The sequence below is a fragment of the Martelella sp. genome (genome assembly GCF_984369615.1).
In genome coordinates this window covers 1-24,172 of record NZ_CFHTCS010000025.1, presented here as the reverse complement: position 1 = coordinate 24,172, position 24,172 = coordinate 1, and the positions used below count along the sequence as shown (strand labels likewise).

General features: G+C 62.9%; 24 protein-coding genes. 11 read left to right on the top strand and 13 right to left on the bottom strand.

Annotated features, from left to right (window positions below; translation table 11 throughout):
• Positions 1 to 37: 37 nt before the first annotated feature.
• The 4 genes from AC5DC2_RS04090 to AC5DC2_RS04075 all read right to left on the bottom strand — a co-directional run bounded on the left by AC5DC2_RS04090 (position 38) and on the right by AC5DC2_RS04075 (position 4,100).
• On the bottom strand, positions 38 to 1,348 hold the full coding sequence (locus AC5DC2_RS04090; RefSeq protein ID WP_491697564.1) for a cytosine deaminase: 1,311 nt from the start codon (positions 1,346 to 1,348) through the stop codon (positions 38 to 40).
• Positions 1,348 to 2,202: an ABC transporter permease gene (locus AC5DC2_RS04085; protein WP_491697563.1), complete on the bottom strand. Its 855-nt coding sequence runs from the start codon at positions 2,200 to 2,202 to the stop codon at positions 1,348 to 1,350. The genes AC5DC2_RS04090 and AC5DC2_RS04085 overlap by 1 nt, the downstream gene beginning before the upstream one ends.
• On the bottom strand, positions 2,202 to 3,020 hold the full coding sequence (locus AC5DC2_RS04080) for an ABC transporter ATP-binding protein (protein ID WP_491697562.1): 819 nt from the start codon (positions 3,018 to 3,020) through the stop codon (positions 2,202 to 2,204). The genes AC5DC2_RS04085 and AC5DC2_RS04080 overlap by 1 nt, the downstream gene beginning before the upstream one ends.
• Before the next feature lie 72 nt (positions 3,021 to 3,092).
• The gene (locus AC5DC2_RS04075; protein ID WP_061449767.1) at positions 3,093 to 4,100 is read right to left on the bottom strand and encodes an ABC transporter substrate-binding protein; all 1,008 of its coding nucleotides are present in this window, start codon (positions 4,098 to 4,100) and stop codon (positions 3,093 to 3,095) included.
• A 194-nt stretch (positions 4,101 to 4,294) separates the two neighbouring features.
• Between AC5DC2_RS04075 and AC5DC2_RS04070 the strand changes: the two genes are divergently transcribed.
• Positions 4,295 to 5,236, top strand: a complete 942-nt coding sequence (locus AC5DC2_RS04070; RefSeq protein ID WP_061449766.1) for a LysR family transcriptional regulator — start codon at positions 4,295 to 4,297, stop codon at positions 5,234 to 5,236.
• Here AC5DC2_RS04070 and AC5DC2_RS04065 read toward each other — a convergent pair whose 3' ends face one another.
• Positions 5,237 to 6,037, bottom strand: a complete 801-nt coding sequence (locus AC5DC2_RS04065) for a creatininase family protein (RefSeq protein ID WP_491697561.1) — start codon at positions 6,035 to 6,037, stop codon at positions 5,237 to 5,239.
• 126 nt (positions 6,038 to 6,163) lie between these two features.
• A complete protein-coding gene (locus AC5DC2_RS04060) occupies positions 6,164 to 7,054 on the bottom strand; it encodes a DMT family transporter (protein ID WP_491697560.1) in 891 nt (296 codons plus the stop codon).
• 218 nt (positions 7,055 to 7,272) lie between these two features.
• Between AC5DC2_RS04060 and AC5DC2_RS04055 the strand changes: the two genes are divergently transcribed.
• From AC5DC2_RS04055 to AC5DC2_RS04045, 3 genes are read left to right on the top strand one after another with little or no spacing between them, the layout of a single operon-like run.
• Positions 7,273 to 8,571, top strand: coding sequence for an adenylosuccinate synthase (locus AC5DC2_RS04055; RefSeq protein WP_061449764.1), 1,299 nt, complete (start codon positions 7,273 to 7,275; stop codon positions 8,569 to 8,571).
• A 51-nt stretch (positions 8,572 to 8,622) separates the two neighbouring features.
• Positions 8,623 to 10,560, top strand: a complete 1,938-nt coding sequence (locus AC5DC2_RS04050) for a hypothetical protein (RefSeq protein ID WP_491697559.1) — start codon at positions 8,623 to 8,625, stop codon at positions 10,558 to 10,560.
• A gap of 57 nt (positions 10,561 to 10,617) precedes the next feature.
• A complete protein-coding gene (locus AC5DC2_RS04045) occupies positions 10,618 to 11,214 on the top strand; it encodes a nitroreductase family protein (RefSeq protein ID WP_491697558.1) in 597 nt (198 codons plus the stop codon).
• 123 nt (positions 11,215 to 11,337) lie between these two features.
• Here the strand turns inward: AC5DC2_RS04045 and rpoH are convergent, their stop codons facing one another.
• A complete protein-coding gene (gene rpoH, locus AC5DC2_RS04040) occupies positions 11,338 to 12,255 on the bottom strand; it encodes an RNA polymerase sigma factor RpoH (protein ID WP_061449761.1) in 918 nt (305 codons plus the stop codon).
• 181 nt (positions 12,256 to 12,436) lie between these two features.
• On the bottom strand, positions 12,437 to 13,459 hold the full coding sequence (locus tag AC5DC2_RS04035) for an RluA family pseudouridine synthase (protein WP_491697557.1): 1,023 nt from the start codon (positions 13,457 to 13,459) through the stop codon (positions 12,437 to 12,439).
• Positions 13,460 to 13,532: 73 nt separating this feature from the next.
• On the opposite strand from AC5DC2_RS04035, the gene AC5DC2_RS04030 reads away from it, so the two are divergent.
• Together AC5DC2_RS04030 and AC5DC2_RS04025 are read left to right on the top strand one after the other, a co-directional pair.
• Positions 13,533 to 13,925, top strand: a complete 393-nt coding sequence (locus AC5DC2_RS04030; protein ID WP_061449759.1) for a hypothetical protein — start codon at positions 13,533 to 13,535, stop codon at positions 13,923 to 13,925.
• Positions 13,925 to 14,752: a TrmH family RNA methyltransferase gene (locus AC5DC2_RS04025; protein WP_491697556.1), complete on the top strand. Its 828-nt coding sequence runs from the start codon at positions 13,925 to 13,927 to the stop codon at positions 14,750 to 14,752. Before AC5DC2_RS04030 ends, AC5DC2_RS04025 begins: the two co-directional genes overlap by 1 nt.
• A gap of 6 nt (positions 14,753 to 14,758) precedes the next feature.
• Here the strand turns inward: AC5DC2_RS04025 and AC5DC2_RS04020 are convergent, their stop codons facing one another.
• On the bottom strand, positions 14,759 to 15,031 hold the full coding sequence (locus AC5DC2_RS04020) for a hypothetical protein (RefSeq protein ID WP_061449757.1): 273 nt from the start codon (positions 15,029 to 15,031) through the stop codon (positions 14,759 to 14,761).
• A 13-nt stretch (positions 15,032 to 15,044) separates the two neighbouring features.
• Positions 15,045 to 15,665, bottom strand: coding sequence for a DUF1134 domain-containing protein (locus AC5DC2_RS04015; RefSeq protein WP_200335415.1), 621 nt, complete (start codon positions 15,663 to 15,665; stop codon positions 15,045 to 15,047).
• A gap of 205 nt (positions 15,666 to 15,870) precedes the next feature.
• Here AC5DC2_RS04015 and chpT point away from each other — a divergent pair, with 205 nt between their 5' ends.
• From chpT to AC5DC2_RS04000, 3 genes are all read left to right on the top strand, one after another.
• The gene (gene chpT / locus AC5DC2_RS04010; protein ID WP_491697555.1) at positions 15,871 to 16,512 is read left to right on the top strand and encodes a histidine phosphotransferase ChpT; all 642 of its coding nucleotides are present in this window, start codon (positions 15,871 to 15,873) and stop codon (positions 16,510 to 16,512) included.
• A gap of 171 nt (positions 16,513 to 16,683) precedes the next feature.
• Positions 16,684 to 17,892 (top strand): efflux RND transporter periplasmic adaptor subunit, encoded by a 1,209-nt coding sequence (locus AC5DC2_RS04005; RefSeq protein ID WP_491697554.1) that lies wholly within the window; start codon positions 16,684 to 16,686, stop codon positions 17,890 to 17,892.
• On the top strand, positions 17,885 to 19,279 hold the full coding sequence (locus AC5DC2_RS04000) for a hypothetical protein (RefSeq protein WP_491697553.1): 1,395 nt from the start codon (positions 17,885 to 17,887) through the stop codon (positions 19,277 to 19,279). Before AC5DC2_RS04005 ends, AC5DC2_RS04000 begins: the two co-directional genes overlap by 8 nt.
• Positions 19,280 to 19,449: 170 nt before the next feature.
• On the opposite strand, the gene ctrA is transcribed toward AC5DC2_RS04000, so the two are convergent.
• Entirely contained in the window at positions 19,450 to 20,151 is a 702-nt protein-coding gene (gene ctrA, locus AC5DC2_RS03995) for a response regulator transcription factor CtrA (protein WP_061449753.1), read from the bottom strand.
• A gap of 433 nt (positions 20,152 to 20,584) precedes the next feature.
• Between ctrA and AC5DC2_RS03990 the strand changes: the two genes are divergently transcribed.
• On the top strand, positions 20,585 to 20,935 hold the full coding sequence (locus AC5DC2_RS03990; protein ID WP_061449752.1) for a hypothetical protein: 351 nt from the start codon (positions 20,585 to 20,587) through the stop codon (positions 20,933 to 20,935).
• Positions 20,936 to 21,085: 150 nt separating this feature from the next.
• Here the strand turns inward: AC5DC2_RS03990 and sciP are convergent, their stop codons facing one another.
• On the bottom strand, positions 21,086 to 21,361 hold the full coding sequence (gene sciP / locus AC5DC2_RS03985) for a CtrA inhibitor SciP (protein WP_018065061.1): 276 nt from the start codon (positions 21,359 to 21,361) through the stop codon (positions 21,086 to 21,088).
• A gap of 384 nt (positions 21,362 to 21,745) precedes the next feature.
• Between sciP and AC5DC2_RS03980 the strand changes: the two genes are divergently transcribed.
• Positions 21,746 to 23,626: a DUF2264 domain-containing protein gene (locus tag AC5DC2_RS03980; protein ID WP_491697552.1), complete on the top strand. Its 1,881-nt coding sequence runs from the start codon at positions 21,746 to 21,748 to the stop codon at positions 23,624 to 23,626.
• Positions 23,627 to 23,677: 51 nt separating this feature from the next.
• On the opposite strand, the gene AC5DC2_RS03975 is transcribed toward AC5DC2_RS03980, so the two are convergent.
• Positions 23,678 to 24,172, bottom strand: a 495-nt coding sequence (locus tag AC5DC2_RS03975) for a FadR/GntR family transcriptional regulator (RefSeq protein WP_491697551.1), incomplete at its 5' end; no start/stop codon positions are given.

Below are 24,172 nucleotides of genomic sequence, written 5' to 3'. Positions count from 1 at the left end.
TCGAGTTCGGCCTTGATCTGTTGATAGTCCGGCATGTTCACTTATCCATCAGCGGGTCAAGTTCGCGATAATCCGGCAGGCTGCGGTCGATGCCCATGCCATTCCGCATCACGATGCGGTCAGCCTGCGGACGGGAGAGGAATTCGCTCCAGCGCCGCGCGCTGAAGAGGACGAGGTCGGCGGGTCCGCCTTCGGCAATCACCCCACGCTCGCCCCGGCCGAGGATTTCGGCGGGTGTGCGGGTGATGATGCGGGCGGTCTCGTCCAGCGGGTGATCCAGCTGGAGAATGCGCACGGCCTCGCGAATGACCTCGACCGGGTCGAGGTCGCCATAGGCATAAAACGGGTCGCGGGTATTGTCGGAAGAAACGGCCGTCTTCACCCCGGCTGCCGTCAGTTCCTTGAACAGCGTTACGCCTCGCCAGCGCGGCGTGCGGCCTTCGTGGCGGTCCTGCAGATACATGTTGCACATCGGCAGCGAGACGACGGATAGTCCGGCTTGGGCAACGGCATCGATCGTGCGCTTTGCCGTGTCTTCGTCCTGACGGGCCAGCGAACAGCAATGGCCGACTGTGACGGCCCCCTCAAAGCCGTTTCTGAGCTTGGCCTCGGCAATCCGGCCTAGGGTCAGGACTTCACGCTCTTCGGTCTCATCCACATGCAGGTCGATATCGAGACCGTTGTCGGCTGCCGCGCGGAACATGCGGTCCAGCCGCGCGTCAAGGTCCGGCAGCATTTGCGTGACGCCGCCGATCAACCCGTTGTGGCGTTTCAGAAGCCTCGTCAGATCATCGAAGAAGGGCTCGAAGATCATGTCGATGGAAAAGAGCGCGACGGCCTGAAGCTCGATCCGGCCCGCCCATTTTTCCCGGGTGTCCGCAAACACCTCGAAGGAGATTTCGTGCTGTGGCGGCAGGCTGTCGAGATGGGTGCGCAGAAGGCTTGTGCCATGGGCGTAGGCCGATTTCAGCGAGAATTCCATGCGGGCGGCGACGTCATCGGCCGACCAGTTGGCCTGCCGGTCGGCCATCACGTTTTCCAGGGCTCCCATGAAGGTGCCGTCGGGATTGCGGCGGCGCTCCCAGATATGGCCCTTGTCGATATGGGTGTGCATGTCGGTAAAGGTGGGCCAGACCATGCCGCCGCGCATGTCGGCGGCGGGAAGCGCGGCGGGCGCCGTGCCGGCGGGCAGAATGACGTCGACCTTGCCGTCCGCGATCACGATATCGGCCGAGACGAGACCTTCCATCGCCTCGAAGCTGCTCGCATCGGCAAGGCAGACGGCAGGAATGGTGGCTCTCAGAAGCGCATAGGAGGGCGCTTCCGGCAATGTCATGAATCCCGGCATCAGTTTTCCCTCTTGAGGCTGCTTTCGTGCCAGCGGTGCAGGAACAGCCAGGCAATGAAGGAGGTGAGCGCGAAGATTGCCACGCCGAGGCAGGCGAGCATGAAGAGCGCTGCGAAGAGGCGCGGAATGTTGAGCCGGTACTGCGATTCCAGAAGACGGAAGGCAAGGCCGGAGCCGGCGCCAGCCGAGCCCGCGGCGAATTCGGCGACCACGGCGGCAATCAGTGCCAGACCGCCGCCGATCCGGAGCCCCGTCATGAAATAGGGGAGCGATGCGGGCAGTTTCAGGTGGATGAGCGTCTGCCAGCGCGAGGCGCCGTAGAGCTCGAACAGGTTCAGGAGGTTATGGTCGACGCTCTTCAGGCCCTGCGCCATGTTGGAGAGGATCGGGAAGAAGGCGACGAGGAAGGCGCAGATCAGGAGCGCCACCTGCGTCGTTGGCGTGTAGATCAGGATCAGCGGCGCGATGGCGACGATCGGGGTCACCTGAAGGATGACGGTGATCGGGTAAAGCGCGGTCTCGATCCAGCGCGACTGGACCATTATGACGGCAAGGCCGACGCCGCCGACAAGGGCAAGGCCGAGCGAGATGAAGGTGATCTTGGTCGTCACCCACAGCGCCGGCTCGAGCGTGCCCCAGTCCTCGAAGAAAGCCTCGACCACCAGCGCGGGGCCGGGAAGGATGTAATGCGGGGTCTGGTAGATGACCACGATCGCCTGCCAGACCAGAACGAGGAAGGCGAGCACGGCGATCGGGATCGTGATTTTCAGGACCGTTTCGCCGTGACGCGCCCAGAAACCGGGCTTCGCATAGGCCGCATCGTCCTGCTGCATGGCGCTTACCTTGTCGCTCATCAGTGTTCTCCTCCTGCGGCGTGGATCGCGCCCTGCAGCGCGTGAGACACTTTCGCGCAGGCCTGGTGATATTCCTCCGACGAACGGTAGTCCTCGTCACGCACCTGGCTCGTGTCGAGCGGAAAGTCGTCGAAGACCTGTCCGGGCCGTGCGCGCATCACCACGATGCGGTTGGACAGATAGGCGGATTCGAAAACGGAATGGGTGACGAAGATGACGGTGATGCCGGTCTCGTGCCAGAGCCTGAGCACATCGTCGTTGAGCCGCTGGCGGGTGATCTCGTCAAGCGCTGCGAAGGGCTCGTCCATCAGGAGAAGTTTCGGTTTTGTGACCAGTGCGCGGGCGATCGAGACGCGCATCTTCATGCCGCCGGAAAGCTCGCGCGGATAGGCATCGGCGAAATCCTCAAGGCCGACGGTTTCCAAAACGTCCATGATCTGATCGCGCGTGCCCGATTTCGACTGGCCGCGCAGCTTCAGCGGCAGGTAGACATTGCCGAACACCGTTGCCCAGGGCATCAGCGTCGGCTCCTGGAAGACGAAGCTGATATCGCCTTCCGGGCGCCCCTTGGCGGAAATGCGCGAGCTTGGCCAGTCTATCGTGCCGCGGGTGATGTCGCCGAGCGCGGCGATGATCCTGAGCGCGGTCGACTTGCCGCAGCCGGAAGGCCCGAGCAGGCTGACAAACTCGCCCTGGCGCACCGTCAGGGACATGTCGTTGAGCGCGATGGTGCCGTTGGAGAAGATCTTGGTGACATGCTCCATCTTCACCAATGGCTTTTGTAGCGATGCCGGAATTTCGGCATAGGCGTTCGGCATGCGGCTATCCTGCATTCAGTTCAAGGTGCCGTTTCGCGCCTGAATGACGCGAAACGGAGCGTTTCGGGCTGCCTATTTCATCAGGTCCATGCCAACGCCCTTGCAGACGAACGCGGTCGTGTAAGCCTTCGTGTAGTCGAGATCAGCTTCGAAAAGGCCGATATCGACCATGTCGTCGAAGAAGGTCTTGTAGTGGGCGTCGGTGATGCAGCCGATGCCGCCTTCATCCGCGTCGCCGGAAACGACGATGCCGTATTCCTTCATCTTTTCGATGGAATAGGCGATCTGCTCATCCGTCATTTCCGGATTGTCGGCCTTGATCAGTTCGTTGGCAGCGGTGTTGTCGCCGTAGAGATAGTTGTACCAGCCTTCGATCGAGGCATCGACGAAACGCTGGACGAGGTCCGGGTTTTCCTCGACCAGCTTCTTCTGCGCGGTGATCATCGTCGAATAGGGCGAATAGCCGCTGTCGGCGAGCAGGAAGACCTTCGGCGACCAGCCGGCTTCCTTCTCGACCGAATAGGGCTCGGAGGTGAGGTAACCCTGCTGGGCCGACTGCGGGTCGGCGATAAAGGGCGCCGGGTTGAAGGTGTAGGGCTTGTACTGGGCATCGTCGAAGCCGTCGAAATTGGCCTTCATCCACTGGAAGTAGGACAGGAAACCGTCCTTGCCCATGAAGATGGTCGGCAGCTTGGCGAGATCGGCGAATTCCTCGATGCCCTGGTCGGGATGGGCCATCAGGATCTGCGGGTCCTTCTGGAAGATGGCGGCGACATCAATGAGCGGAATGTCCTCGACGACGGCGTCAAGCTCGCCCTGGGGCGAGCCCATGTAGAAATCGACCTTGCCGGCGATCAGGAGCGCGCGGTTGGCTGCCTGCGGGCCGCCCTGCACGATGGTGACGTCCAGGCCGTATTTCTCGTATGTGCCGTCGGCCACGGCCTGGTAGAAACCGCCATGCTCGGCCTGCGCCAGCCAGTTGGTGCCATAGGAGACCTCGTCCAGCGCAAAGGCGGGCGTGGCGGCCGCTGCCATGAAGGCAGCGCCGGCGAGCGCGGCGGTCTTTGAGGTAGTCGACATAAGCTATTCCCCTTCGCTTTTCGTCGTGAAGCTTTCAGATTGTTGCATTTGAGCGGCTTCACCGCTGTTTGAGAAGCATCAATTTTCGTCCGCATTGATGCTTTTTTTGCACAACCGGCTTGATTGTTATAATTGTAGTCGAACTGCGCAAAATTTGGTCAGCGCAGGGGTCCGGCAGTCGTGAGTCTACGCCCATGCTTCATTCCAGGAAACTGCAATATATCGACGAGATCGCCCGTTGCGGGTCGATCCGCAAGGCCGCCCAGCGGCTGAATGTCGCCTCATCCGCCGTGAACCGGCAAATCCTTGCCCTGGAAGAGGAATTCGGCGCGCCGCTGTTCGAGCGCCTGCCCCGTGGTCTGCGGTTGACGGCGGCCGGCGAGATGTGCGTGGAGCATATCCGCGAGGTGCTGAAGGGCTATGAGAAGCTGGAATCGCGTATCCGCGCGCTGAAAATGCCACAGGCGGGCAAGGTGACGCTGGTCGCGACCGTCGGACTTGCCGCCGGCCCGCTGCCGGATATCATCGCCCGTTTCGTTGATGAAAATCCAAGGATCCGCATCCATCTCAGATCCGATGGCGGCACCACGACGATCGCCAATGTGCTGACCGGCGAGGTCGATCTCGGCCTCGGCTTCAACATTCCGCCGACGCCGGGCATCCGCACGCTCGCCTCCTTCGATGTGCCGATCGGGGCCGTGATGCCGCCCGATCATCGCCTCGCGCGGGAAGAGCGCGTCAATGTCTCCGACGTCGTGCAGGAGCCGCTGGTGCTCGCCCAGCCCGGCACAAGCCTGCGCCATGTCATCAATCTGGCGCTGTCGCCCTTGTCCCTGCCGATCGAGCCGGTGGTGGAGACCAATGCGTCGGAAATGCTGAAAGGCCTGGTCAAGCGGGGCACGGGGCTGACCTTCCTCAATCCGCTCGATGTCTATGTCGAATGCCAGAAAGGCGAACTGGCCTTCCGCCCGCTCGCCGATCCGCATGTGCGCCACCAGCCGATGAAACTCTTTTCACGCGCCCGCGCGCCGCTTGATGCGGCAAGCAGCCTGTTCGTCGATTACCTGCTGAAGGAGCTTTCCGCCATTATCGACACGCTGCAGCAACGCCATCACCTGCCGCCGTCGCCAGGTTGATCACGCCGGCGTATAAAGCTTGTCGAGCGGGTAGGCGACGACATCCTCGATCAGTTCGATGAAGCCCGCAATCTGGTGTTGCGCGATGGCCGCGCCCTTTTCCGCCGTCGCGATCGCGGCATTGCCGAGCGCCCCCTTGGGGTTGAGATCATGGGCGATCCAGGCCAGCGCATTGGGCGGTGTCGGCTGCAGGCGGCGGGTGTTTTCCTTCTGCCATTTGGCCAACGAAACGAAGTTTTCGGCATGTTCCATCCTGACCAGTTCCGGACGGAAGTGGAGCATCAGCGAGGTCTCGACCTCGCCGCCGTGAATGCCGTAGGTGCGTTCTTCCTCGCTGATCATGCCGTCGGGCGAGCCGAAACGCGCCCATTGGGTGGCAACGGCGACCATGTTGAAGCGCACGCGCATTTCCCGCGAGACGATGCTCATGATGTCGAGATTGCCGCCATGGCTGTTGACCATGATGATCTTGCGCAGGCCGGCCGCGGCGACCTTTTCGCCGATCGTCGTCCATGCGGGGATCAGGAGGTCCGCGCCGAAGGAGAGTGTTCCGGGGCCGTGGATATGCTCATTGGCCTTGCCGATTTCCTGGACGGGCAGGACCAGCACGTCGAGCTCTTCGGGCAGGTTTTCCTTGAGCGTGTCGAGCATGCCCTGGGCGATGGCGACATCGGTCGCGACCGGAAGATGCGGTCCGTGCTGTTCGGTGGAGGCGAGCGGCAGGATAGCGACGGTGCTCGCCGGGTCCAGAGCGCTGAATTCCGGGCTCGTCAGTTCATTCCAGTAGAAGCGCTTGGCCATGTCGATCAACCTGTCTTGATGTTCCCCGCCGCACCCTTCGGGCGGCTTCAACACAGGTGTAGGAAAAACATCATGCAGGCAAAAGCATCGATTTGTGTTCCGTCCGCTGCCTTTTTGTGTGCGCTCTCAAGGGGTCTTCGGTTTGCCCCATTCCGCAAGCGCAATGCCGCCGATGGCAAGCGCGAAGGCAACGGCATGGAAGCCCTCCGGACTTTCGCCGAGGACGACGACCGCAAGGATGGTGCCGAAGACCGGGATCAGGTTGATGAAGAGCCCTGCCCGGTTCGGGCCGATCAGCTCCACGCCGCGGATGAAAAGCACCTGCGAGACGAGGGAAGGGAAAAGGCCGATGAAGATGATAACGCCGAAACCGGTCAGGTCATGTGGCAGCATGGCAAGGCCGAGCGCCGCCTCCGCCGCCACCATCGGCAGGGAGGCGAGGAAGGCGCCGAAGAAACAGGCCATGGCCATAGCCCGCCAGTCAAGCGCGGGCTTGTAGCGCAGGCTGACGGTATAGAGCGAATAGCACAGCACCGCCATCAGTACGAGAAAATCGCCGAAATTGATCTCAAGCGCGAGCAGGCGCGAAAGCTCGCCGTGGGAAACCGTAACGGCGACGCCGGCAAGGGTCAGCGCGAAGCCCGCAAGCTGGGCCGCCGAGGCGTGCACGCGGAAGAACAGGAAGTTCAAGACGAAGATCAGCAGCGGTATGGCCGCCTGGTCGATCGCGCTGTTGATGGCGGAGGTGAAGCGAAGGCCGGAATAGAGGAAGGCGTTGAAGGCGGCGAAGCCAACCGCGCCGTAGGCGAAGAGAAGCGGCCAGTTCTTGCGGATCACCGGCCAGTCCCGCTTGAATTGCGGCATGGAAAAGGCCGAAATTACCAGCGCCGCAATGCCCCAGCGAAACGAATTCATCACCATCGGCGACACATGACCGACGGCGAGCTTGCCGACGGTCAGGTTTCCGCCCCAAAAAAGCGTGGTTATGGTCAAAAGAATGTAGGCTCGCCATTGCATGGCCACAGTCCCTGTTATTGGCTCATCCCTGGTTCATGTTTCGCGAAGGAAAATGGGATGGCGTTTTTTGAGGCGTTCCCGCCTTAAAGCGTCGTCGCCGTTGCTGTCACGTGAAAATTTTGCGGGCTTGCGGGCCGGGGGGATCGCAATATAGGTCGTGGATGGTTATAGATGCTGCGGTTCAGCCGCAGGCAAGGCATGGTTTCTAGGTAGGTAAAATGACAAATGTTGTAGTGGTCGGCTCGCAATGGGGCGATGAAGGCAAGGGCAAGATCGTCGACTGGCTGTCCGAGCGCGCGGATATCGTGGTGCGCTATCAGGGCGGCCACAATGCCGGCCACACCCTGGTGATCGACGGCGTCAGCTACAAGCTGTCGCTTCTGCCCTCGGGCGTCGTGCGCGAAGGCAAGCTTGCCGTCATCGGCAATGGCGTGGTCGTCGACCCGCACGCGCTGATCGCCGAAATCGGACGGCTGGAGGCGCAGGGCGTTTCCATTTCACCCGACAATCTGCGGATCGCCGACAACGCGACGCTGATCCTGTCGCTGCATCGCGAGCTTGATGGCATGCGCGAGGACGCCGCTTCCAATTCCGGCACCAAGATCGGCACCACGCGCCGCGGCATCGGCCCGGCCTATGAGGACAAGGTCGGCCGCCGGGCGATCCGCCTGATGGATCTCGCAAACCTTGAAACCCTGCCGGCCAAGGTCGATCGTCTTCTCACCCATCACAACGCGCTGAGACGCGGTTTCGGCGTGGCCGAGATCGAGCATGCGGCAATCATGGAAGAACTGACCTCGGTCGCCGACAAGGTTCTTCCCTACCGCGAAACCGTCTGGCTGCTGCTCGACAAGAAGCGCCGCGCAGGCGCACGCATCCTGTTCGAAGGCGCGCAGGGCACGCTGCTCGACATAGACCACGGCACCTATCCTTTCGTAACCTCGTCGAATACGGTTGCCGGCCAGGCCGCAGCCGGTTCCGGCATGGGCCCGGGCGCGCTCGAATATGTGCTCGGCATCACCAAGGCCTATACGACCCGCGTCGGCGAGGGGCCGTTCCCGACCGAACTCCATGACGAGGTCGGCCAGTTTCTTGGCGAGCGGGGCCACGAATTCGGCACGGTCACCGGCCGTCAGCGCCGCTGCGGCTGGTTCGACGCCGTCCTGGTGCGTCAGGCCGTCGCCACCAATGGCATCACCGGCATCGCACTGACCAAGCTCGATGTTCTGGACGGTCTCGACGAACTGAAGATCTGCGTCGCCTATGAGCTTGACGGCGAGCGGGTCGAGGCGCTGCCGGCCAGCCAGGGCGCGCAGGCACGCGTCAAACCGGTCTACATCACGCTTGAGGGCTGGAAGGAATCAACCGTCGGCGCGCGCAAATGGGCCGACCTTCCCGCGCAGGCCGTAAAATACGTACGGCAGGTTGAAGAGCTGATTGGCGCACCAATCGCGCTTCTATCCACAAGTCCTGAGCGCGAAGACACCATTCTTGTGACCGATCCGTTTGAGGATTAAGCAAAAATCATAGTATTGTCGCGGGAATAACCCGCACAATAGGGGTAATCAATGGCGGATTTCACAGCAGTCATTCGACGTGCCGTCGAGGGCCTTCCGGAACAGTCTCCGGAGTTGCGCGCGCGTGTCTACGAGAAGGCGCGTTCCGCCGTTGTCCGGCAGATGGAGAACATGTCTCCGCCGCCGCCGGAAGCCCTGATCAAACGGCAGATCGACAAGATCGATGCCGCGATCGCCGAGGTCGAGAGCGAGTTCGCCGAAGCCCTGCCGCCGGGTGATGATGCGACCGGCGATGAACCTGTTGCCGAGGAACGTCATGAGGCGCCGCCGGAGGATATACCGGCGGACGAGCCTGTGTCCGAGCCCGAGGAGCGGCCCGCTTACGCGCCCGAAGAGGGGTATCGCGAGGAAGAGGCCTTTGAGCCCGCCGATGAGCGTGAGGCCTTCGACGCAGCCTACCGCGAAGACGAGCAGTATCGGGACCGGCGCCATGATGCGGAAGAGGCGCGGCAGGCTGCGGACGAGGATGATCATGCGGATGTGTCTGTTCGGGCCGACGCGCCTGTCGAACATGTTCTTGACGACGCTGCAGACGAAGAGAGCGCGGACGATGTCGATGACGCGCCGCCCCCCGGCCCGCAAGGCCTGCTGCACGGTGCGACCTTCGAACGCGTTCATACGCCCGACCGGGTCGACTATGAGGACGAGGAAGAGGACGACGAGGCCTATAGCTATGATGTGACCGACGAGCCGGTGGAGACCGATGCCGGAACCGTCATCGTCGAGCCCGACGAGGAACCCGAGGCGTGGGAGGATGACCCGCGGCGCGCGCCGGTCGATGACTGGGAATTCGAGGCGACGACGGCGAAGGCCGGTGCGTTCGAGCCCGCTCCGCCGCCGCCGCGCCGGTCGGTGCCGGAAAAGGACTGGGCGCATGTCGACAGCCTGCTCGGGCTTGAACCGGAGGAGCCGGGTACCGGCTTCGATGATTTCGATGAAATGGCCGGCGGTCCAGCCGAACACCGCGGAGACGACGAGGCCGAAACGGGCGGAAGGCGCAAGATCGTGCTGATCGCAGGCGCGGTTATCGTCGCGCTGATCCTGGTCGTCGGCGGTTACTTCGCCTGGGACAACCGCGCGCGCATCGTCGCCGCGATTTCGCCGGCCGACCAGCAGCAGACCGCCGAGACCGCGCCCGCCGAAACGCCGGATGCGCCATCGCCGGAGCCGGAAGAGACGGAAACGGCTGAAAACCTCAAGCCTTTCACACAGCGGCTTCTGCCCGACGGCACCGAGGTTGACGAGGGCCTGCCGGCAGAAAGCGCTGCCTCCGGTCCCGCCCGTTCGGTCGCCAACCAGACATCGTCCTCTACGCCTGCCGAGACGGCCTCGGCGACGCAGACCGTCGAGCCTGCGCCGCCGGTGGGGGCCGCCCAGAAAATGTATCTCTACGAGGAGCAGCTCGGCCAGTCGGTGCCCTCGGCCTACCAGGGCACCGTCGAGTGGGAACTCAAGCAGGAAAACACCGGCACGGCCGTTTCCGAACCGGTGGTCGAGGGCATCATGAGCGTGCCCGAAGCCGGGCTCACCGGCGTGTTGACCTTCCGCCGCAATGACGATCCCTCGCTGCCGGCAAGCCACCTTATCGATATCGCCTTCACGCTTGACGAGAATTTCGAGGGCGGCGGGATCGACAATGTACAGCGCATCTCGATGAAGGGCACGGAAGCCGCGCGCGGCGATCCGCTGATCGCGGTTTCCGCCAAGATTACCGATGATCTCTATATGCTGGCGCTCAATGATTTCGATCAGGCGCGGTCGCAGAACCTCGCGCTTCTGGGCGACCGCAACTGGATCGACATTCCGGTCACCTACCGCAATGGCCGCCGGGCGCTGCTGACGCTTGAAAAGGGCACGACCGGCATGGCGATCTTCGATCGCGCCATCCAGGAATGGCAGGCGCTCGGGGATATCAACGGCGGCAACTGACGCGATTTCCCTGTAGCTTGAAGGCCGATCGCGTCCCCAGAAAAGGGAGCCGGACAGATGGACATCACGCTTGCGCAGGCCCTCGCCGAAAGGCGCTCGGTTCGCAGGTTCGCAGAACGCGCGATACCTTTGCCGTCGCTCGAAAAAATCCTGTGGGCGGCCCAGGGCAAATCCGGTGAAGACGGCAAGAGAACAACTCCGTCCGCGCATGCGCTCTACCCGCTGCGCCTGTTTGTTCTGGCAGCCAGGGTTGCCGGTCTCGAGCGCGGCCTTTACGCCCTTGCTCCGGAGGGGGCAGGCCTGAAAACGGTCGATGGCGCCGACCTGCGTCCGGCTCTTTGCGATGCGGCGATCGGCAACCCTGAATGGATCGCGGAGGCGCCGTGCATTATCGCCATCTGCGCCGATATGGTGAGCCCGGCGAGGGCGTTTGCCGACCAGCCGCCCTGTGGCGCGCGTGGCGCGCGGTATGTCTATCTGGAGGCGGGCGCGGCGGCGCAGAATATCCAGCTTCAGGCGGTGGGAGAAGGTCTGGGAAGCGTTCTCGTCGGGGGCTTTGATGATGAGGCCACGGCAGGCGTTCTCTCGCTGCCGGCGCCGCTTCAGCCTCTCGCGCTGCTCTGTCTCGGGTTTTCTGCCCCCGAAGGCTCTTGAAACGGTCCAGGTCCGTCATCGTCGCCTCGGCACGCAGAACGCCCCGCGCTTCGCGACGCAGGGCGTTTTAATGTTCAGGCGTTTTTGCGCGGCCGGGCGCCCGCGCCCAGCGGCAAAGTGCCATTATTCCGAAGCGTCATTACCGTCACGCACGGCCCGCACCGCGCGGGCGCTGGCGGCAACCTGTTTCTGCACGGCGTCCTGCACCTTTTCGAAGGCGCGGACCTCGATCTGGCGCACGCGCTCGCGCGAGATGTTGAACTCGCCGGAAAGCGATTCCAGCGTTTCCGGGTCTTCGGAAAGCCGGCGCGCGACGAAAATCCGCTTTTCACGGTCGTTCAGCACGTTCATTGCCGAAGCGAGCATGTCGCGACGGTTCTCCAGCTCATCCTGGTTCATCAGGATGTCTTCCTGGCTGTCATTTTCGTCGACAAGCCAGTCCTGCCACTGTCCGCTCTCGCCTTCCGTCGCGCGGATCGGCGCGTTGAGCGAGGCATCGCCGGAAAGCCGGCGGTTCATCGACACGACCTCTTCCTCGCTGACATTCAGCTTGGTGGCGATTTCGCTCACCTGGTCGGGATTGAGATCGCCGTCCTCGATCGCCTGGATCTTGCCCTTCAGCCGGCGCAGGTTGAAGAACAGGCGTTTCTGGTTGGCGGTCGTGCCCATTTTGACGAGCGACCACGAACGCAGGATATATTCCTGGATCGAGGCCTTGATCCACCACATGGCATAGGTGGCAAGCCGGAATCCGCGCTCCGGATCGAATTTCTTCACCGCCTGCATCAGCCCGACATTGCCTTCCGAGACAACTTCGCCGATCGGCAGGCCATAGCCGCGATAGCCCATGGCGATCTTGGCGACGAGTCGAAGATGGCTCGTCACCAGCTTGTGGGCGGCATTGCGGTCGTCATGCTCCTGATAGCGCTTGGCGAGCATGTATTCTTCCTGCGGCTCCAGCATCGGAAACTTGCGGATTTCCTCAAGATACCGGTTGAGACCGTTTTCTCCGGCGCGAATGCTGGGTAATGTATTGGCCACTGCTCTACCCCCTTAGGTAACTGACCCTTCCCTGGAGAGACATGCTGTTCCGGCGGGGCTCTCACCCCGCAAACCGGACAATGATGTCATGAAGGGAAACCGGGATTTAATTATGGCAATCCCGTGTTTCAAGGTATTCGGACGGTAAACACTCCATTCACTGGAATGTTTCCGGTCACGTTCAGCCGAATGCGTCGCAAAGCGCCGTCATGTCGGCGGGAAGGGGGGCCTCGAACCGCATTTCCGCGCCGGTTCTCGGGTGCTCGATGACCAGCAGGGCGGCATGGAGCGCCTGGCGGGGAAAGTTGCGCACGTGCATCCGCGCCGGTTCGTCGAGAAGGTTGGCCTTGGTCTTGAAGCCGGAACCGTAAAGATTGTCGCCGATCAGCGGATGGCCGATATGGGCCATGTGGACGCGGATCTGGTGGGTGCGCCCGGTCTCCAGCCGGCATTCGACAAGGCTGGCGAGCGCCGTTCCGTCCGGCTTTTCGCCGAAGCGCTGCTCGACATTGTAATGGGTGATGGCGAAGTCGGCATCGGCGCTGTCCCTCGACTTGACGGCGCGGCGAATGCGGTCGGAGGCGCGCCCGAGCGGCGCGTCGATCGTGCCGTGCAGGTTGCGGGGTCGCCCCCAGATCAGCGCCTTGTAGGCGCGCTGGAGCGGACCGGTGCGGCCGTGGTCGGCGAATTGCGCGGCGAGCGCCTGGTGGGCGGCATCGTTCTTCGCCACGATCATCACGCCGGTCGTATCCTTGTCGAGCCGGTGGACGATGCCCGGCCGTCTGACGCCGCCGATGCCGGAGAGCGTTTCGCCGCAATGAAAGATCAGCGCGTTGACCAGCGTTCCGGTCCAGTTGCCGGCGCCGGGGTGGACGACGAGGCCGGCCTGCTTGTTGATGACGATGATGTCATCGTCCTCGAAGAGGATATCGAGCGGAATGTCCTCGCCTTCCGGCTCGGCCTCTTCCGCCTCCGGCACGATGACGGTGATTGTCGTGCCGGGCGTCACCTTGCGGCTCGGTTCGGTCGCCGGCGTCCCGTCGATCGTGACGGCCCCCTTGCCGATCAGCGCCTTGATGCGCGTGCGCGACACGCCGTCGCCCATCTGCCGCGCCACGAAGGCGTCGAGGCGTTCTTTCGTGCCATCGGGAACGAGAAGCACTTTTCTATTGGCCTCGGTTTGTTTAAAGGGGTCGTCTGTCATCTGGGTGTTTTTTTGAAAGCACAGGTGCGAGACTGGCGCTTTTATGCCAAACAATCCCGCGGAGCAATGGACAATGTCGCAACATCGTAACGAAGACCAGGAAGAAGAACAGCCGCTTGATCCGGCCGTCGAACTGGTGCGGCGGCGCATGCTGCGGCTGCAGATCATTTCCGCGCTGATCATGATCGTCTCGCTGATGGCCGTTTTCGGCGCTGTTCTCTACAAGGTCTTCGCGGAAGCCCCGGGCGAAGAGACCGCCGCGACATCGTCCGGCGCGGTCGTGCCGGCGGATGCGCCGCGGGCGCTGACGGCAACGCTGCCGCGCGGCTTTACGATCGCCGATATCAGCTATGGCAACGGCCAGGCGCTGATTTATGGCCAGAAGCAAAACGGCGAGCAGACCTTCTATCTTTTCGATCTCAATTCCGGCCGCATGGCCGCCGATGTCGAGATCCGCTTCGACTGATGGCGGCAAGTCCGATCACGATCCGGGATGCCGAAGACCCGCGCATCGCGCCCTTCCGCGCCATAAGGGAGAAGGATCTGGTTGGCCGTCGCGGGTTGTTCATCGCCGAGGGCACGGTGGTGCTGCGGGTGCTGGCCGAAGCGCATGGGCGGGGGCGTTTCGTTGCCGATCGCATTCTGGTGCTGGAAAACCGGCTCGCAGGCATTGCCGATGTGCTTTCGGCCTTTCCCGAGGATGTTCCGGTCTATGTCTGCAATGCCGGGGTGATGAGTGCGATCGCCGGTTTCGACATGCATCGCGGCGTGCTGGCGCTTGGCCGCGTGCGGGAACCGCCGACGGCCGCGGAGGTCATCGCGAACCTTGGCGAAACGGCGCTCGTCGCCGTCGCCATCGGCCTTTCCAACCATGACAATGCCGGCGCGCTCTTCCGCAACGCCACCGCCTTCGGCGCTGATGCCGTGCTGCTCGATGCGACCTCCTGCGATCCGCTCTACCGAAAGGCGCTCAGGGTCTCGGTCGGTTCGGTTCTGAAGATGCCGTGGAGCCGTGGCGGCAGCGCCGAAGACCTCCTGACGGCGCTGGATGGGGCGGGGTTTCAGGTGGTCACCCTCTCGCCTTCCGGGCGGACGGCGCTCAATGCACTGCCGCCTGCAAGCCGCACGGCGCTGGTGCTGGGCACGGAGGGGGAGGGGTTGCCGGCGGCGATCCTTGAGGCGTTCCGGCCAGTGCGCATCCCGCAATCGCCGGGGCTCGACAGCCTCAACGTCGCGACGGCCGCCGGTATCGCGCTCTATCAGCTCGCGCTTTCGACCGGCCGCATCGGCTGATTGGCGTCAGTCGTTCTTTTCAATCATTTCCAGGGCCCGGGCGGCAAGGCTCAGCCGGTCGCTGCCGCTGCGCTCCCCGTCGCGTGAAAGGGCTGCCAGGATCGCCTTTTCCGCGCCGGTATCGTGCGCGTAGGCGATCATCATCGCCGCGAGTTCGGCGAAGGCCTCCCTGAGCGCCGCGTCTTCGCCGGGCGCGCCGGCGGCCGCTTCCACCCGCGCGCAAAGCGCGGCATAGCGCGCCTCGATCTCGCGCTTTCGTGTTTCAGGCTCAACCGCCAAGCCGCTTCTCCGCTCAGAAGGGGTTCCAGGTGGGCTTCTGGGTCAGTTTCAGATAACCGACATTGACACCGAGGCGGGCGCCGACGCCGGAGCGCACGGGCACGAGAACGATGTTGCGGTTGGTATAAACCTGCATGGAAAAACCGGCAATCACATAGGCAGAGCCCGAAACGCCGCCATAGCGCCTGTAAAGGTCGGGGATCGAGGGCAGGTTATAGACGAGCATCATCACCCGCGAGCCGTCGCCGCCATAGTCGATGCCGAGCGAGGGGCCTTGCCAGAAAACCTTGTGCATGCCGGCATTCTTGGTGTTGAGCTGGCCTTCGCCATAGGTCAGCCCGGCGATGAAGGCGCCCGAGCCTTCCGAGCCGAGAATATAGCCGTTCGGCAGGCCGTATTTGGAAAAGGCATTCTGAAGGGCCGTCGCGAGGCCGGAACTTGCGGAGCCGAAGAAGTTGTTGCCGGCGTCGATCACCTCGTCGGCGGTAAAGCCGCCGTTTTGCTGCGGCTGGACGGCAGCCGGCGGTTGCTGCGGCTGAGTCTGGGCATGCGTCTCAAGCGTGCCAAACGCCGTCAGCAGGAGCAGGGCGAAAAGGAGGGCCGAGGCGGGCCTCAGAAACGTTCGAGCGAGCATGGCGGTTCCATTCCTGTTGCTTTCTGGCATGACCGGGGCCCTCTGCCATTGCCTTTTTCTGTGAATGTGGCAAGCGTGGAGCCCGCCGCCATTGTGAGCACGACCTCTTAACAATGGATTTACCAAATGTGGCGATTTTCCCTGAATGCGGCTTTGCAGGGTCAATGGCCCGGCGCCCGGTCCAATCGGAAGGAAGTCTGAACCGATGAAAAATCCAAATCTGAAGCTGAGCGGCGCCGACCTCGCCGCGCTCCTGGCAAGCCGTATCTGCCATGATGTGGTCAATCCCATCGGGGCCGCCGGAAACGGGCTGGAACTTCTGGACGAGGGCGGTATGGACGAGGAGGCGCTGCACCTTATCCGCCAGAGCACGCTGAGCGCTACCGTGCACCTGAAGTTTGCCCGGATCGCCTTCGGCGCATCGGGCACGCTGCAATCCCCGCTCGATACCGGCGAGGCCGAGGCGGCGGCGCGCGAGTTGATCGGGCTCGGAAAGCGGGTGACGCTCAACTGGACCGGACCGCGCCTCAATGCGCCGAAGGACCGGGTGAAGCTGCTCCTCAACCTGTTTCTCGTCGCCCAGTCGACCATTCCGCGCGGCGGTACGATCGATGTCGGGCTTGATTCGGCCGGCGACATCTTCGCCTTCATCATCCGCGCTCGCGGGCCCTATGTGCAGATGCCGACCGACTTCGCCCGCATCTATGGCGGGGTGATGGAGGATCCGATCACCTCGCACAATGTCCAGCCCTATTACACCGCGCTTCTGGCCGAGGAATCCGGCATGTCGGTCGAGTTCGTCGTCAATGAGGGCGAGGTGGTGTTCGAGGCGAAGCCGGCGGCCTGAGGGCTTCGCCTGCGCCATAATTTTGCGCTGCAGCAGGCAGTGATCCCATTTTCGTCACGCTTTGCCTTCACTTTTCATGCGCAGTGAAGCGCCGAAACAAAATCGTTGGTCCGGCGTTTCGAGTGAGAATCGAGATCACCGACGTTCCGTCAGTTTCCGAGGGAGCCTGCCGTGTCCTTCGTCAAATCCGCGCTGGTCTTCGCAGCGGGCGCGCTTGTCGCCGTTTTGCCGGGCTTTGCCCTGGCGGACCAGACCTACCAGATCGCCGTTGCCGATCCGTCCCGAAAGGCGCGACGCGTGCCTGTCGAGATGCGGCCCTTCCCCGAGGAGATCCTTCGCAGCTGCAAGATCGGTTTTGGACGGCCGGTCGCGGTGGTCGCGCCCGTCTCCGGACGTCTGACGCTCGACGTCGCCGATGGCCGCGAGGTGGCACCGGGCGACGTCATCGCGCGTTACGACACCGAGGCGCTGGAGCGGCGTGCCGAGGAAATCCGCCTCGACCTTGACTACATCAGGGCGCGGCTTGACTATCGTGCCGGATCCTACCGGGAAAACACCCGCGCCATCCACAGCCTCGACGAGGCGGAAAAGGCGGCGACGCGGGACTATCTTGCCGACCAGTATGCAGAGATGAAACGACTTTACGGGCAGGGTCGCTTGGCGCTGGGGCGCTATCAGGAAGCCCGGCGCAAGCTGGACGAAGCGGATGCCGCCCTTGAGCGCGAGCGGCGCGTGAACGCGCTGGAACGTCAGGAAGCGGACCTTGAGGTTATCCGCCTGACCCACGATGTCCGCAAGCGCGAGAACGCGCTCGCAGAGGCGGAGGAAAAGCTCGACAATGCCGTCGTCAGGGCAACGGCCGCCGGCCGGCTGGTCGATGTCGAGACCACCACGGCCGTCGACGGCAAGCTGACGGTGGATGAGGGCGACCGGCTCGCCCTTCTCGTCGATCCCGGGCAACTCGGAGCCCGACTGCAGTTCAGCAATGCCGAGATGCGCCTGGTGCGCAACGCCGAGATCACGGTCACGCCGGCGGATGACGGCAAACCGCGATCTGCCGGGATCTCCGCCGTTCGCGCGCTGGAAAATCCGGCGGAGCGCGCCCGCGGCGCGCTTTCGACCGAGGTGGAGGTCGCTTTCCGTGACCCGGAGGGGCCCGCGCTCCTGAACCGGCAGGCAACCTGCCGCTTTGCCAAGCCGAGCGTCAGGCCCGAGCCCGCCGTGCCGGTCTCCGCGGTGGTGATCAAGAACGACCAGACCTTCGTGCGCAAGGACGAGGGCAAGGAGCAGAAACTGATCAGGGTCGAACTCGGCGATATCTCCGATGACTATATCCGCGTCCTGTCGGGCCTCAACCCGGGTGATTTTGTTCTTGACTAAGCAGAGAGCATCCCTTTCGAGGCCGCAGGCCCGGGCAGGGCCGGTCCCCCGCCGCGCCATGTTCGCCGGCGTCGCCCTTCTCGGAGCCGCCGCTCTTTCGGGCTGCGCCTCGAGCCAGTTGAAGGAAACCGCCCAGCGAATCGACGTGATGGCGGCTGAACTCGAGGCTCCGCCGCCGGATCCGCCCGAGGACGGCGCGGCGCTCGGCCCCGCGGACCTTCTCGCGCATGCGAATGCCAGGGGCAAGGATTTCATGCGCGCGCGCATCGCCCGCGCCCGCGCCGTGCTCGATCTCGACAAGGTAAAATCCGCCCGCTATCCGCGCGTCAGCGCCGAGGCGCGGCAGATTTCGACCTTTTCCGGCGATTTCGAGGCGCCGGAAAGCGTTTCCAACATCGTGCTCGGCGTGAACTGGGATATCTCGCGCGCCCTTTTGAGGCTTGACCGCAAGACGGTGAAGGTCGCCGGCCGCCTCATTCCGGTCCAGTACCAGGTGGCCCAGCGCAATGCCACGCGCGAATTGATCGACACCTACAACGACTATACCGCGCTCGAGTTCCAGCGCGAACGCGTCTCGCTCAAGCGGAAGGGCCTGCAATGCCGCGTTGATGACAAGGAGGTCGAGGTCGCGCTCGGAAATGCGAGCGTCCTGGAGCTTGAGACGCTGAAGGACGAGATCGATGCCGCCCGCCGGGAGGCAATGGCGGTCTCCCGCTCGCTCGCTTCCAAGCGGGACGAACTGCTCGGCCTCTCCGGCCTTGCCGAGGGCGGTTACGCGGTTGCTCCCGGCCGCTCTCTGACGGATGCCCTTGAAGACTATCCGCCGGTCACAAGCGAGGATGCCGATGCCTGTTTCGCCCGCTCCGGCAAGAAGCGGCTGGAGGACCTTCTGGTCGAGGCCGCCGCCGCCCAGCTCGCAATCGCGCGCCAGTCTCGTTTTACAAGGCTGACGACGTCCATCCCGAGTTTCATGACCCAGACGGGCGGCTTCAACCTTCAGTTCCTGATCTCCTATGTCCTGCCGATCATCGACGAGGGCGATTCGCTGCGCTTGACCCAGCAGGCGCGGCTGACGCTGCTCGACACGATCCTGAGGGCGCGCGACAACCGACGCGCCTTCATGAGCGACTTCGACTCGCTGAAACTCGGGATCGCGGGCGCCGAAAGCGAACTGGCCGCGGCAAGCTCCGTTCTGGCGCGGTCACGGACGTTGCTGGAGAGCGCCGATCCGACGGAGCGTTGCGCGGCGGCAAACGATGTGGAGAAGGCCCGTGCCGACGTCCGCGCGGCCCGCTACAAGATCGAAAGGCTGAAGGCCGATCTCAGGCTGCTCTGCGCGCCGCCGGCCGAAAGGCGTGACGATGTGACGGAGGCAACTGGCGAATAGGTCTCAGTCAGGGCGTCAGCCAGAGAATCGGAATCGATTTTCGGAAAGCGCGGTGCGTGTGTTCAACACGTTAGACAGTCCTTTGCGCGCCGAGTGGATGCACGGCGCTCCAGGCACAAAAAAGCGGCGCCAGGCGCCGCGTTTTTAGAGAAGGGGAGAGGATGGAGGGGTCAGGCCCGCTTCTGCATTTCCTGCTGGTCGGGCTCGCGCAGAACATAGCCGCGCCCCCAGACGGTCTCGATGAAATTGGTGCCGCCGGCGGCGTTTGCAAGCTTCTTCCTGAGCTTGCAGATAAAGACGTCGATGATCTTCAGTTCCGGCTCGTCCATGCCGCCATAGAGATGGTTGAGGAACATTTCCTTGGTCAGCGTCGTCCCCTTCCGCAAGGAGAGCAGTTCGAGCATCTGGTATTCCTTGCCGGTCAGATGAACGCGCTGGCCATCGACCTCGACGGTCTTGGCATCGACGTTGACGGAGAGATCGCCGGTGGTGATGATCGACTGGGCGTGGCCCTTGGAGCGGCGGACGATGGCGTGGATGCGCGCGACCAGCTCTTCCTTGTGGAACGGCTTGGTCAGGTAGTCGTCGGCGCCGGAACCGAAGCCGCGCACCTTGTCGTCGGTGCCGGACATGCCCGAGAGGATGAGGATCGGCGTGGCGATCTTCGAAACCCGAAGCGCCTTCAGCACTTCATAGCCCGACATATCGGGGAGGTTGAGATCGAGAAGGATGATGTCGTAGTCGTAGATCTTGCCGAGATCGACGCCTTCTTCCCCGAGATCCGTCGTGTAAACGTTGAAATTCTCGCTCTTCAGCATCAGCTCGATGCTCTGAGCCGTGGCGCTGTCGTCTTCGATTAAAAGAACCCGCATGTCTTTCCCCTTGAACCGCCGCAAATGAAAGGTCTGATGTCGCCCCGACGCGATACGGACTCAGTGATGACCTGATTTAGAAGCTGCCATTGAATGGTTAACAAATTCTGATTCATTTTGGCAATACGAACATAATTCATTAATGAACATTTCAATATCATTGAAATCATTATGTTTTCTAGATCATCGGGCCCGACAAAAAAGATTAACCAAACTGGCTAAGTGATTCATTCGACTCGCAAGTTTTAGGTTTTTTGCCGCTTTCGGTTTACCGACCCTTAAGTGATGCGCCCTATGATCATTGATGACTGTAAATGAAAGGTTACCGGGGTTTCGAATTCGTTAATCACTTTCCAAGTTCTGGAGAACGAATCAGAAATCATGAAGGGGGGCGCCTTTCGGCAATGCGTTCGTCAGCCGGGGAGTTTTGCGTATGAAGGCACGAAACAGTCTGTTGCGTCTCAAGGCGTTTCAGGTGAAGGAAAAGAAGCGGCAGTTACAGCAACTGCAACTGATGATGGATGAGTTCGCGCGCATGTCGGACGAGCTCATGCAGCAGATCGCGGCGGAAGAAAAGCGTTCCGGGATTTCCGATCCCGCCCATTTCGCCTATTCCACATTCGCCAAATCCGCCCGCCAGCGGGCAGACAATCTGGCCGTCTCGGTGGCAGACCTGCGCCAGCAGCAGGCGGTCGCAGAAGCCGAGCTGGCCCAGATGGAAGTCGATTACGAGCGCGCCGCTGCGCTGGAGCTGCGGGAAGGACCGAACCGCAAACGCGCCTGAACCGTTGGCGCCGCAAAGAACGCGCGAAAGCCGCATCCGCCGGGTGCGGCTTTTTTTGGTTGACGGGCGACATAAAAAAGCGCTGCCGTCCTTGCGGACGAAAGCGCTGTCTCGGGATGGCCGAACCCGTGGTCGAGGGGGCGCGCCGCCTCAGTTGCGGTATTGCTGAATTCTGGTGGTCCTGAGGCCGGCAAGGCCGTGATCGTCGATCGAGGCCTGCCAGGAGAGGAATTCCTCGACGGTCAGGCAGTAGCGCTCACACGCTTCCTCGAGACTTAAAAGCCCGCCGCGCACAGCCGCCACAACTTCGGCCTTCCGCCGGATGACCCAGCGTCTCGTGTTTGAGGGCGGCAGGTCTGCCACGGTCAGCGGACTGCCGTCCGGGCCTATGACGTATTTTGCGCGAACGCGGGCTAATTCGGTCATCGTACTCTCTACACAAACTCACAACCTATGCCGTCAAGCTAGCGCGGTACTTTTAAAATTTGCCTAAGGACGGGGTAACCCTCTGGTAACCAGAATGCCTGTCTCCCAGCCGCTTCCCGCACCTTCGGCGCGACCGAATGGACGCTTCGAAGCCGGCCCGGACTTCGGCGTCCGATAAGTTCCGGATCTTCAAAGTTAGCTATTTCTTACATTGCTAAAATTCGCTAGGCTGCGGGGAGCGACGCGCAGTGCTCGTCGGCCGAGCGGACGACCGGTTCCCTGGGCGGCCGCACGCCTTCGGGCACAGCCCTTTCATTTGTCGCTGCGTCGCGGTAGACCTGCCGCAGAGGATCGGGGCAGGGCGCATACGAGGAGTTTCAAGGCATGGTTTCCGGACAGTCGTTTTCGCAATGGGATCGCCAGCCGCTTGTGCGGCGCATGGCGGACTGCAATCCCATGGCCGGCAACCCGCTCAAGACCAAGGCCGATCTCCAGGCCGCCGTCATCGGTTTCTACGCGCCGCTCGTGCCGTGGTATTCCCCCGGCAATGCGAGGCTGCGACTTTCGGCGGGCTCCGCCCACTATGATGACGATGCAGCCGAAATGGAGGCTTTCATCCGTCCTCTGTGGGGCATCGTGCCGCTGGTCGCCGGCGGGTTCGATTTCGAGGATTGCCGGCGTTTCGTCGAGGGCTTTTCCCATGGCATGGATGTCAACCACGAGGAGTTCTGGGGCGAGCCCGGTGATTTCGACCAGCGTCTGGTCGAGACGGCAGGCATCGCCCTTGCCCTGCTCGTCGCGCCGGAAAGCTTCTGGCGGCCGATGTCGGAGCCTGCCAAGGACAAGGCCGAGCGCTGGCTCCTGAAGATCAACGAGCGGGAGGTGCCCGACAATAATTGGCTGTTCTTCCGCGTGCTGGTCAATCTCGGACTCCGCAATGTCGGCCGGCAATGGTCTGAAGAAGCGGTGCGGGCCGCACTTGAGCGCATCGAGACCTATTATCTCGGCGACGGCTATTATCGCGACGGGCGGTGGGGCCATCGCGACTATTATCTGCCGATGGCCCTGCATTTCTACGGACTGATGGTCGCCAGGTATGCCGGCGACATCTTTCCCGACCACGCGGCGCGTTACCGGGAGCGCGCCCGGGTCTATGCGCAGGATTTTCAGCACTGGTTTGCCGATGACGGCGCGGCCGTGCCCCACGGCCGCTCGCTGACCTATCGTTTCGCCGAGGGCGCCTTCTGGGCGGCCTGCGCCTTTGCCGATGAGGAAGTACTGCCCTGGGGCCGGATCAAGGGCCTTTTGTTGAGGCATCTGCGCTGGTGGTCGAAAATGCCGATCGCCGACCGGGACGGCGTGCTTTCCATCGGTTATGCCTATCCGAACCTGCTGATGTCGGAATCCTACAATGCGCCGGGCTCGCCCTACTGGGCGCTGAAGTCATTCCTCGTGCTGGCGCTTGATGAGGATCATCCCTTCTGGGCGGCGGAGGAAGAGCCGCCGGAAGCGCTTCCCGGCGGCCGCGTCTTTTCGCCGGCGGCAGGTTTTGTCCTCAGGCGCGCTCCGGGCGACGCGGTGATGCTGACGGGCGGGCAGGACGGACGCGAACACCGCGCCCATGATGCCAAATATGCCCGCTTCGCCTATTCATCCGCCTTCGGGTTTTCGGTGAAAGCCGATGTGACCCTGCCCGACCATCCCGATCGCAGCGCGGTGGATTGCGGCCTTGCCGTCTCGCGTGACGGCCTGAGCTACCTCTCGCGTGCGGTGATCACCGAAGAGGGCGTCGACTACGGCATGGTCTGGGGCGCATGGCAGCCGGATGACCGGCTGCGGATCGACACCTGGCTCGATTTCGCCGGCGCCGGCTGGCATGTCCGCCTGCATCGCATCAGCACGAAGGACAGGCTGTTCGTCAGCGAAGGCGGCTTTGCCGTGGACCGCACCGGCGAGCGCGACCCTGCCTTTGCCGGCGGGCTTTCGCATGAGAGCGGCCGCGCCGTAATCGCAACGCCGACCCACACATCGGCGATCATTGACCTGTCCGGGACGCGGACCGGCGAGATCATCCGCGCGGCGCCCAACACGAATATCCGTTTTCCGCGCACGCTGTTCCCCCGGCTTGTGGGCGAATTTCCCGCCGGTGAGCATTTCATCGCCACCGCAGTCTATGGCGTGACGGATCCTGTGGAGGCGCTGCCGCCGGTCGACCTGCCGGAAGCGGTCAGGGCGCTCTGCGCCGAAAACGGGTTGACTGTCTGAGCAAGGACAAGGGTGGCTGGAGCCGAATGACGGCCCGCCATCCGGGGGTGGTCAGGCTTCGCTGTCCTGCTGAAGCTTGGCCATATGGCGCACGCGCTCCTCGCGCAGAAGGCTGCGATAGCGCCCGAGGCTGCCTTTGAGGTGCTCGCGCATCGCATCGCGCGCGCCCTGTTCATCGCCGTTGGAAATGGCGAAGATGATGCGCTCGTGTTCCTTGATCAGCAGGTTGCGATAGGCGACTTCTCCGCCGTCGTCGGTTTCGATCACCTGGCCCGTCTGGGGGATGATCGCCTTGCCCTGCATTTCCAGGAAGGTTGCAAACAGCGGATTGTTGGTGGCCTTGGCGATGGCGAGATGCAGGCCGATATCGGCCTCGCTCCAGGCCTTGCCGTCATGACGCCCGGCAATGCCTTCGGCATGGCGGGCGAAAATCTCCTCCTCCTGCGCCGGCGAGCGCCTGAGCGCGGCAAGCCCCGCCGCCTCGATTTCCAGCGGCGTGCGCGCTTCGAGGATTTCGAGCGATGTATAGATCCGCTCGGAATCGAC

What these genes read in the sequence shown, in the direction of transcription:
- ctrA (WP_061449753.1), bottom strand. Translation starts at nt 20,151, where the DNA reads ATGCGGGTTCTTTTAATCGAAGACGACAGCGCCACGGCTCAGAGCATC.
- AC5DC2_RS04070 (WP_061449766.1), top strand. Translation starts at nt 4,295, where the DNA reads ATGCTTCATTCCAGGAAACTGCAATATATCGACGAGATCGCCCGTTGC.
- AC5DC2_RS04030 (WP_061449759.1), top strand. Translation starts at nt 13,533, where the DNA reads ATGTCGCAACATCGTAACGAAGACCAGGAAGAAGAACAGCCGCTTGAT.
- AC5DC2_RS04080 (WP_491697562.1), bottom strand. Translation starts at nt 3,020, where the DNA reads ATGCCGAACGCCTATGCCGAAATTCCGGCATCGCTACAAAAGCCATTG.
- AC5DC2_RS04035 (WP_491697557.1), bottom strand. Translation starts at nt 13,459, where the DNA reads ATGACAGACGACCCCTTTAAACAAACCGAGGCCAATAGAAAAGTGCTT.
- AC5DC2_RS04055 (WP_061449764.1), top strand. Translation starts at nt 7,273, where the DNA reads ATGACAAATGTTGTAGTGGTCGGCTCGCAATGGGGCGATGAAGGCAAG.
- chpT (WP_491697555.1), top strand. Translation starts at nt 15,871, where the DNA reads ATGAAAAATCCAAATCTGAAGCTGAGCGGCGCCGACCTCGCCGCGCTC.
- sciP (WP_018065061.1), bottom strand. Translation starts at nt 21,361, where the DNA reads ATGACCGAATTAGCCCGCGTTCGCGCAAAATACGTCATAGGCCCGGAC.
- AC5DC2_RS03990 (WP_061449752.1), top strand. Translation starts at nt 20,585, where the DNA reads ATGAAGGCACGAAACAGTCTGTTGCGTCTCAAGGCGTTTCAGGTGAAG.
- AC5DC2_RS04065 (WP_491697561.1), bottom strand. Translation starts at nt 6,037, where the DNA reads ATGGCCAAGCGCTTCTACTGGAATGAACTGACGAGCCCGGAATTCAGC.
- AC5DC2_RS04090 (WP_491697564.1), bottom strand. Translation starts at nt 1,348, where the DNA reads ATGCCGGGATTCATGACATTGCCGGAAGCGCCCTCCTATGCGCTTCTG.
- AC5DC2_RS04025 (WP_491697556.1), top strand. Translation starts at nt 13,925, where the DNA reads ATGGCGGCAAGTCCGATCACGATCCGGGATGCCGAAGACCCGCGCATC.
- AC5DC2_RS04045 (WP_491697558.1), top strand. Translation starts at nt 10,618, where the DNA reads ATGGACATCACGCTTGCGCAGGCCCTCGCCGAAAGGCGCTCGGTTCGC.
- AC5DC2_RS04085 (WP_491697563.1), bottom strand. Translation starts at nt 2,202, where the DNA reads ATGAGCGACAAGGTAAGCGCCATGCAGCAGGACGATGCGGCCTATGCG.
- AC5DC2_RS04015 (WP_200335415.1), bottom strand. Translation starts at nt 15,665, where the DNA reads ATGCTCGCTCGAACGTTTCTGAGGCCCGCCTCGGCCCTCCTTTTCGCC.
- AC5DC2_RS04075 (WP_061449767.1), bottom strand. Translation starts at nt 4,100, where the DNA reads ATGTCGACTACCTCAAAGACCGCCGCGCTCGCCGGCGCTGCCTTCATG.
- AC5DC2_RS04060 (WP_491697560.1), bottom strand. Translation starts at nt 7,054, where the DNA reads ATGCAATGGCGAGCCTACATTCTTTTGACCATAACCACGCTTTTTTGG.
- AC5DC2_RS03980 (WP_491697552.1), top strand. Translation starts at nt 21,746, where the DNA reads ATGGTTTCCGGACAGTCGTTTTCGCAATGGGATCGCCAGCCGCTTGTG.
- AC5DC2_RS04050 (WP_491697559.1), top strand. Translation starts at nt 8,623, where the DNA reads ATGGCGGATTTCACAGCAGTCATTCGACGTGCCGTCGAGGGCCTTCCG.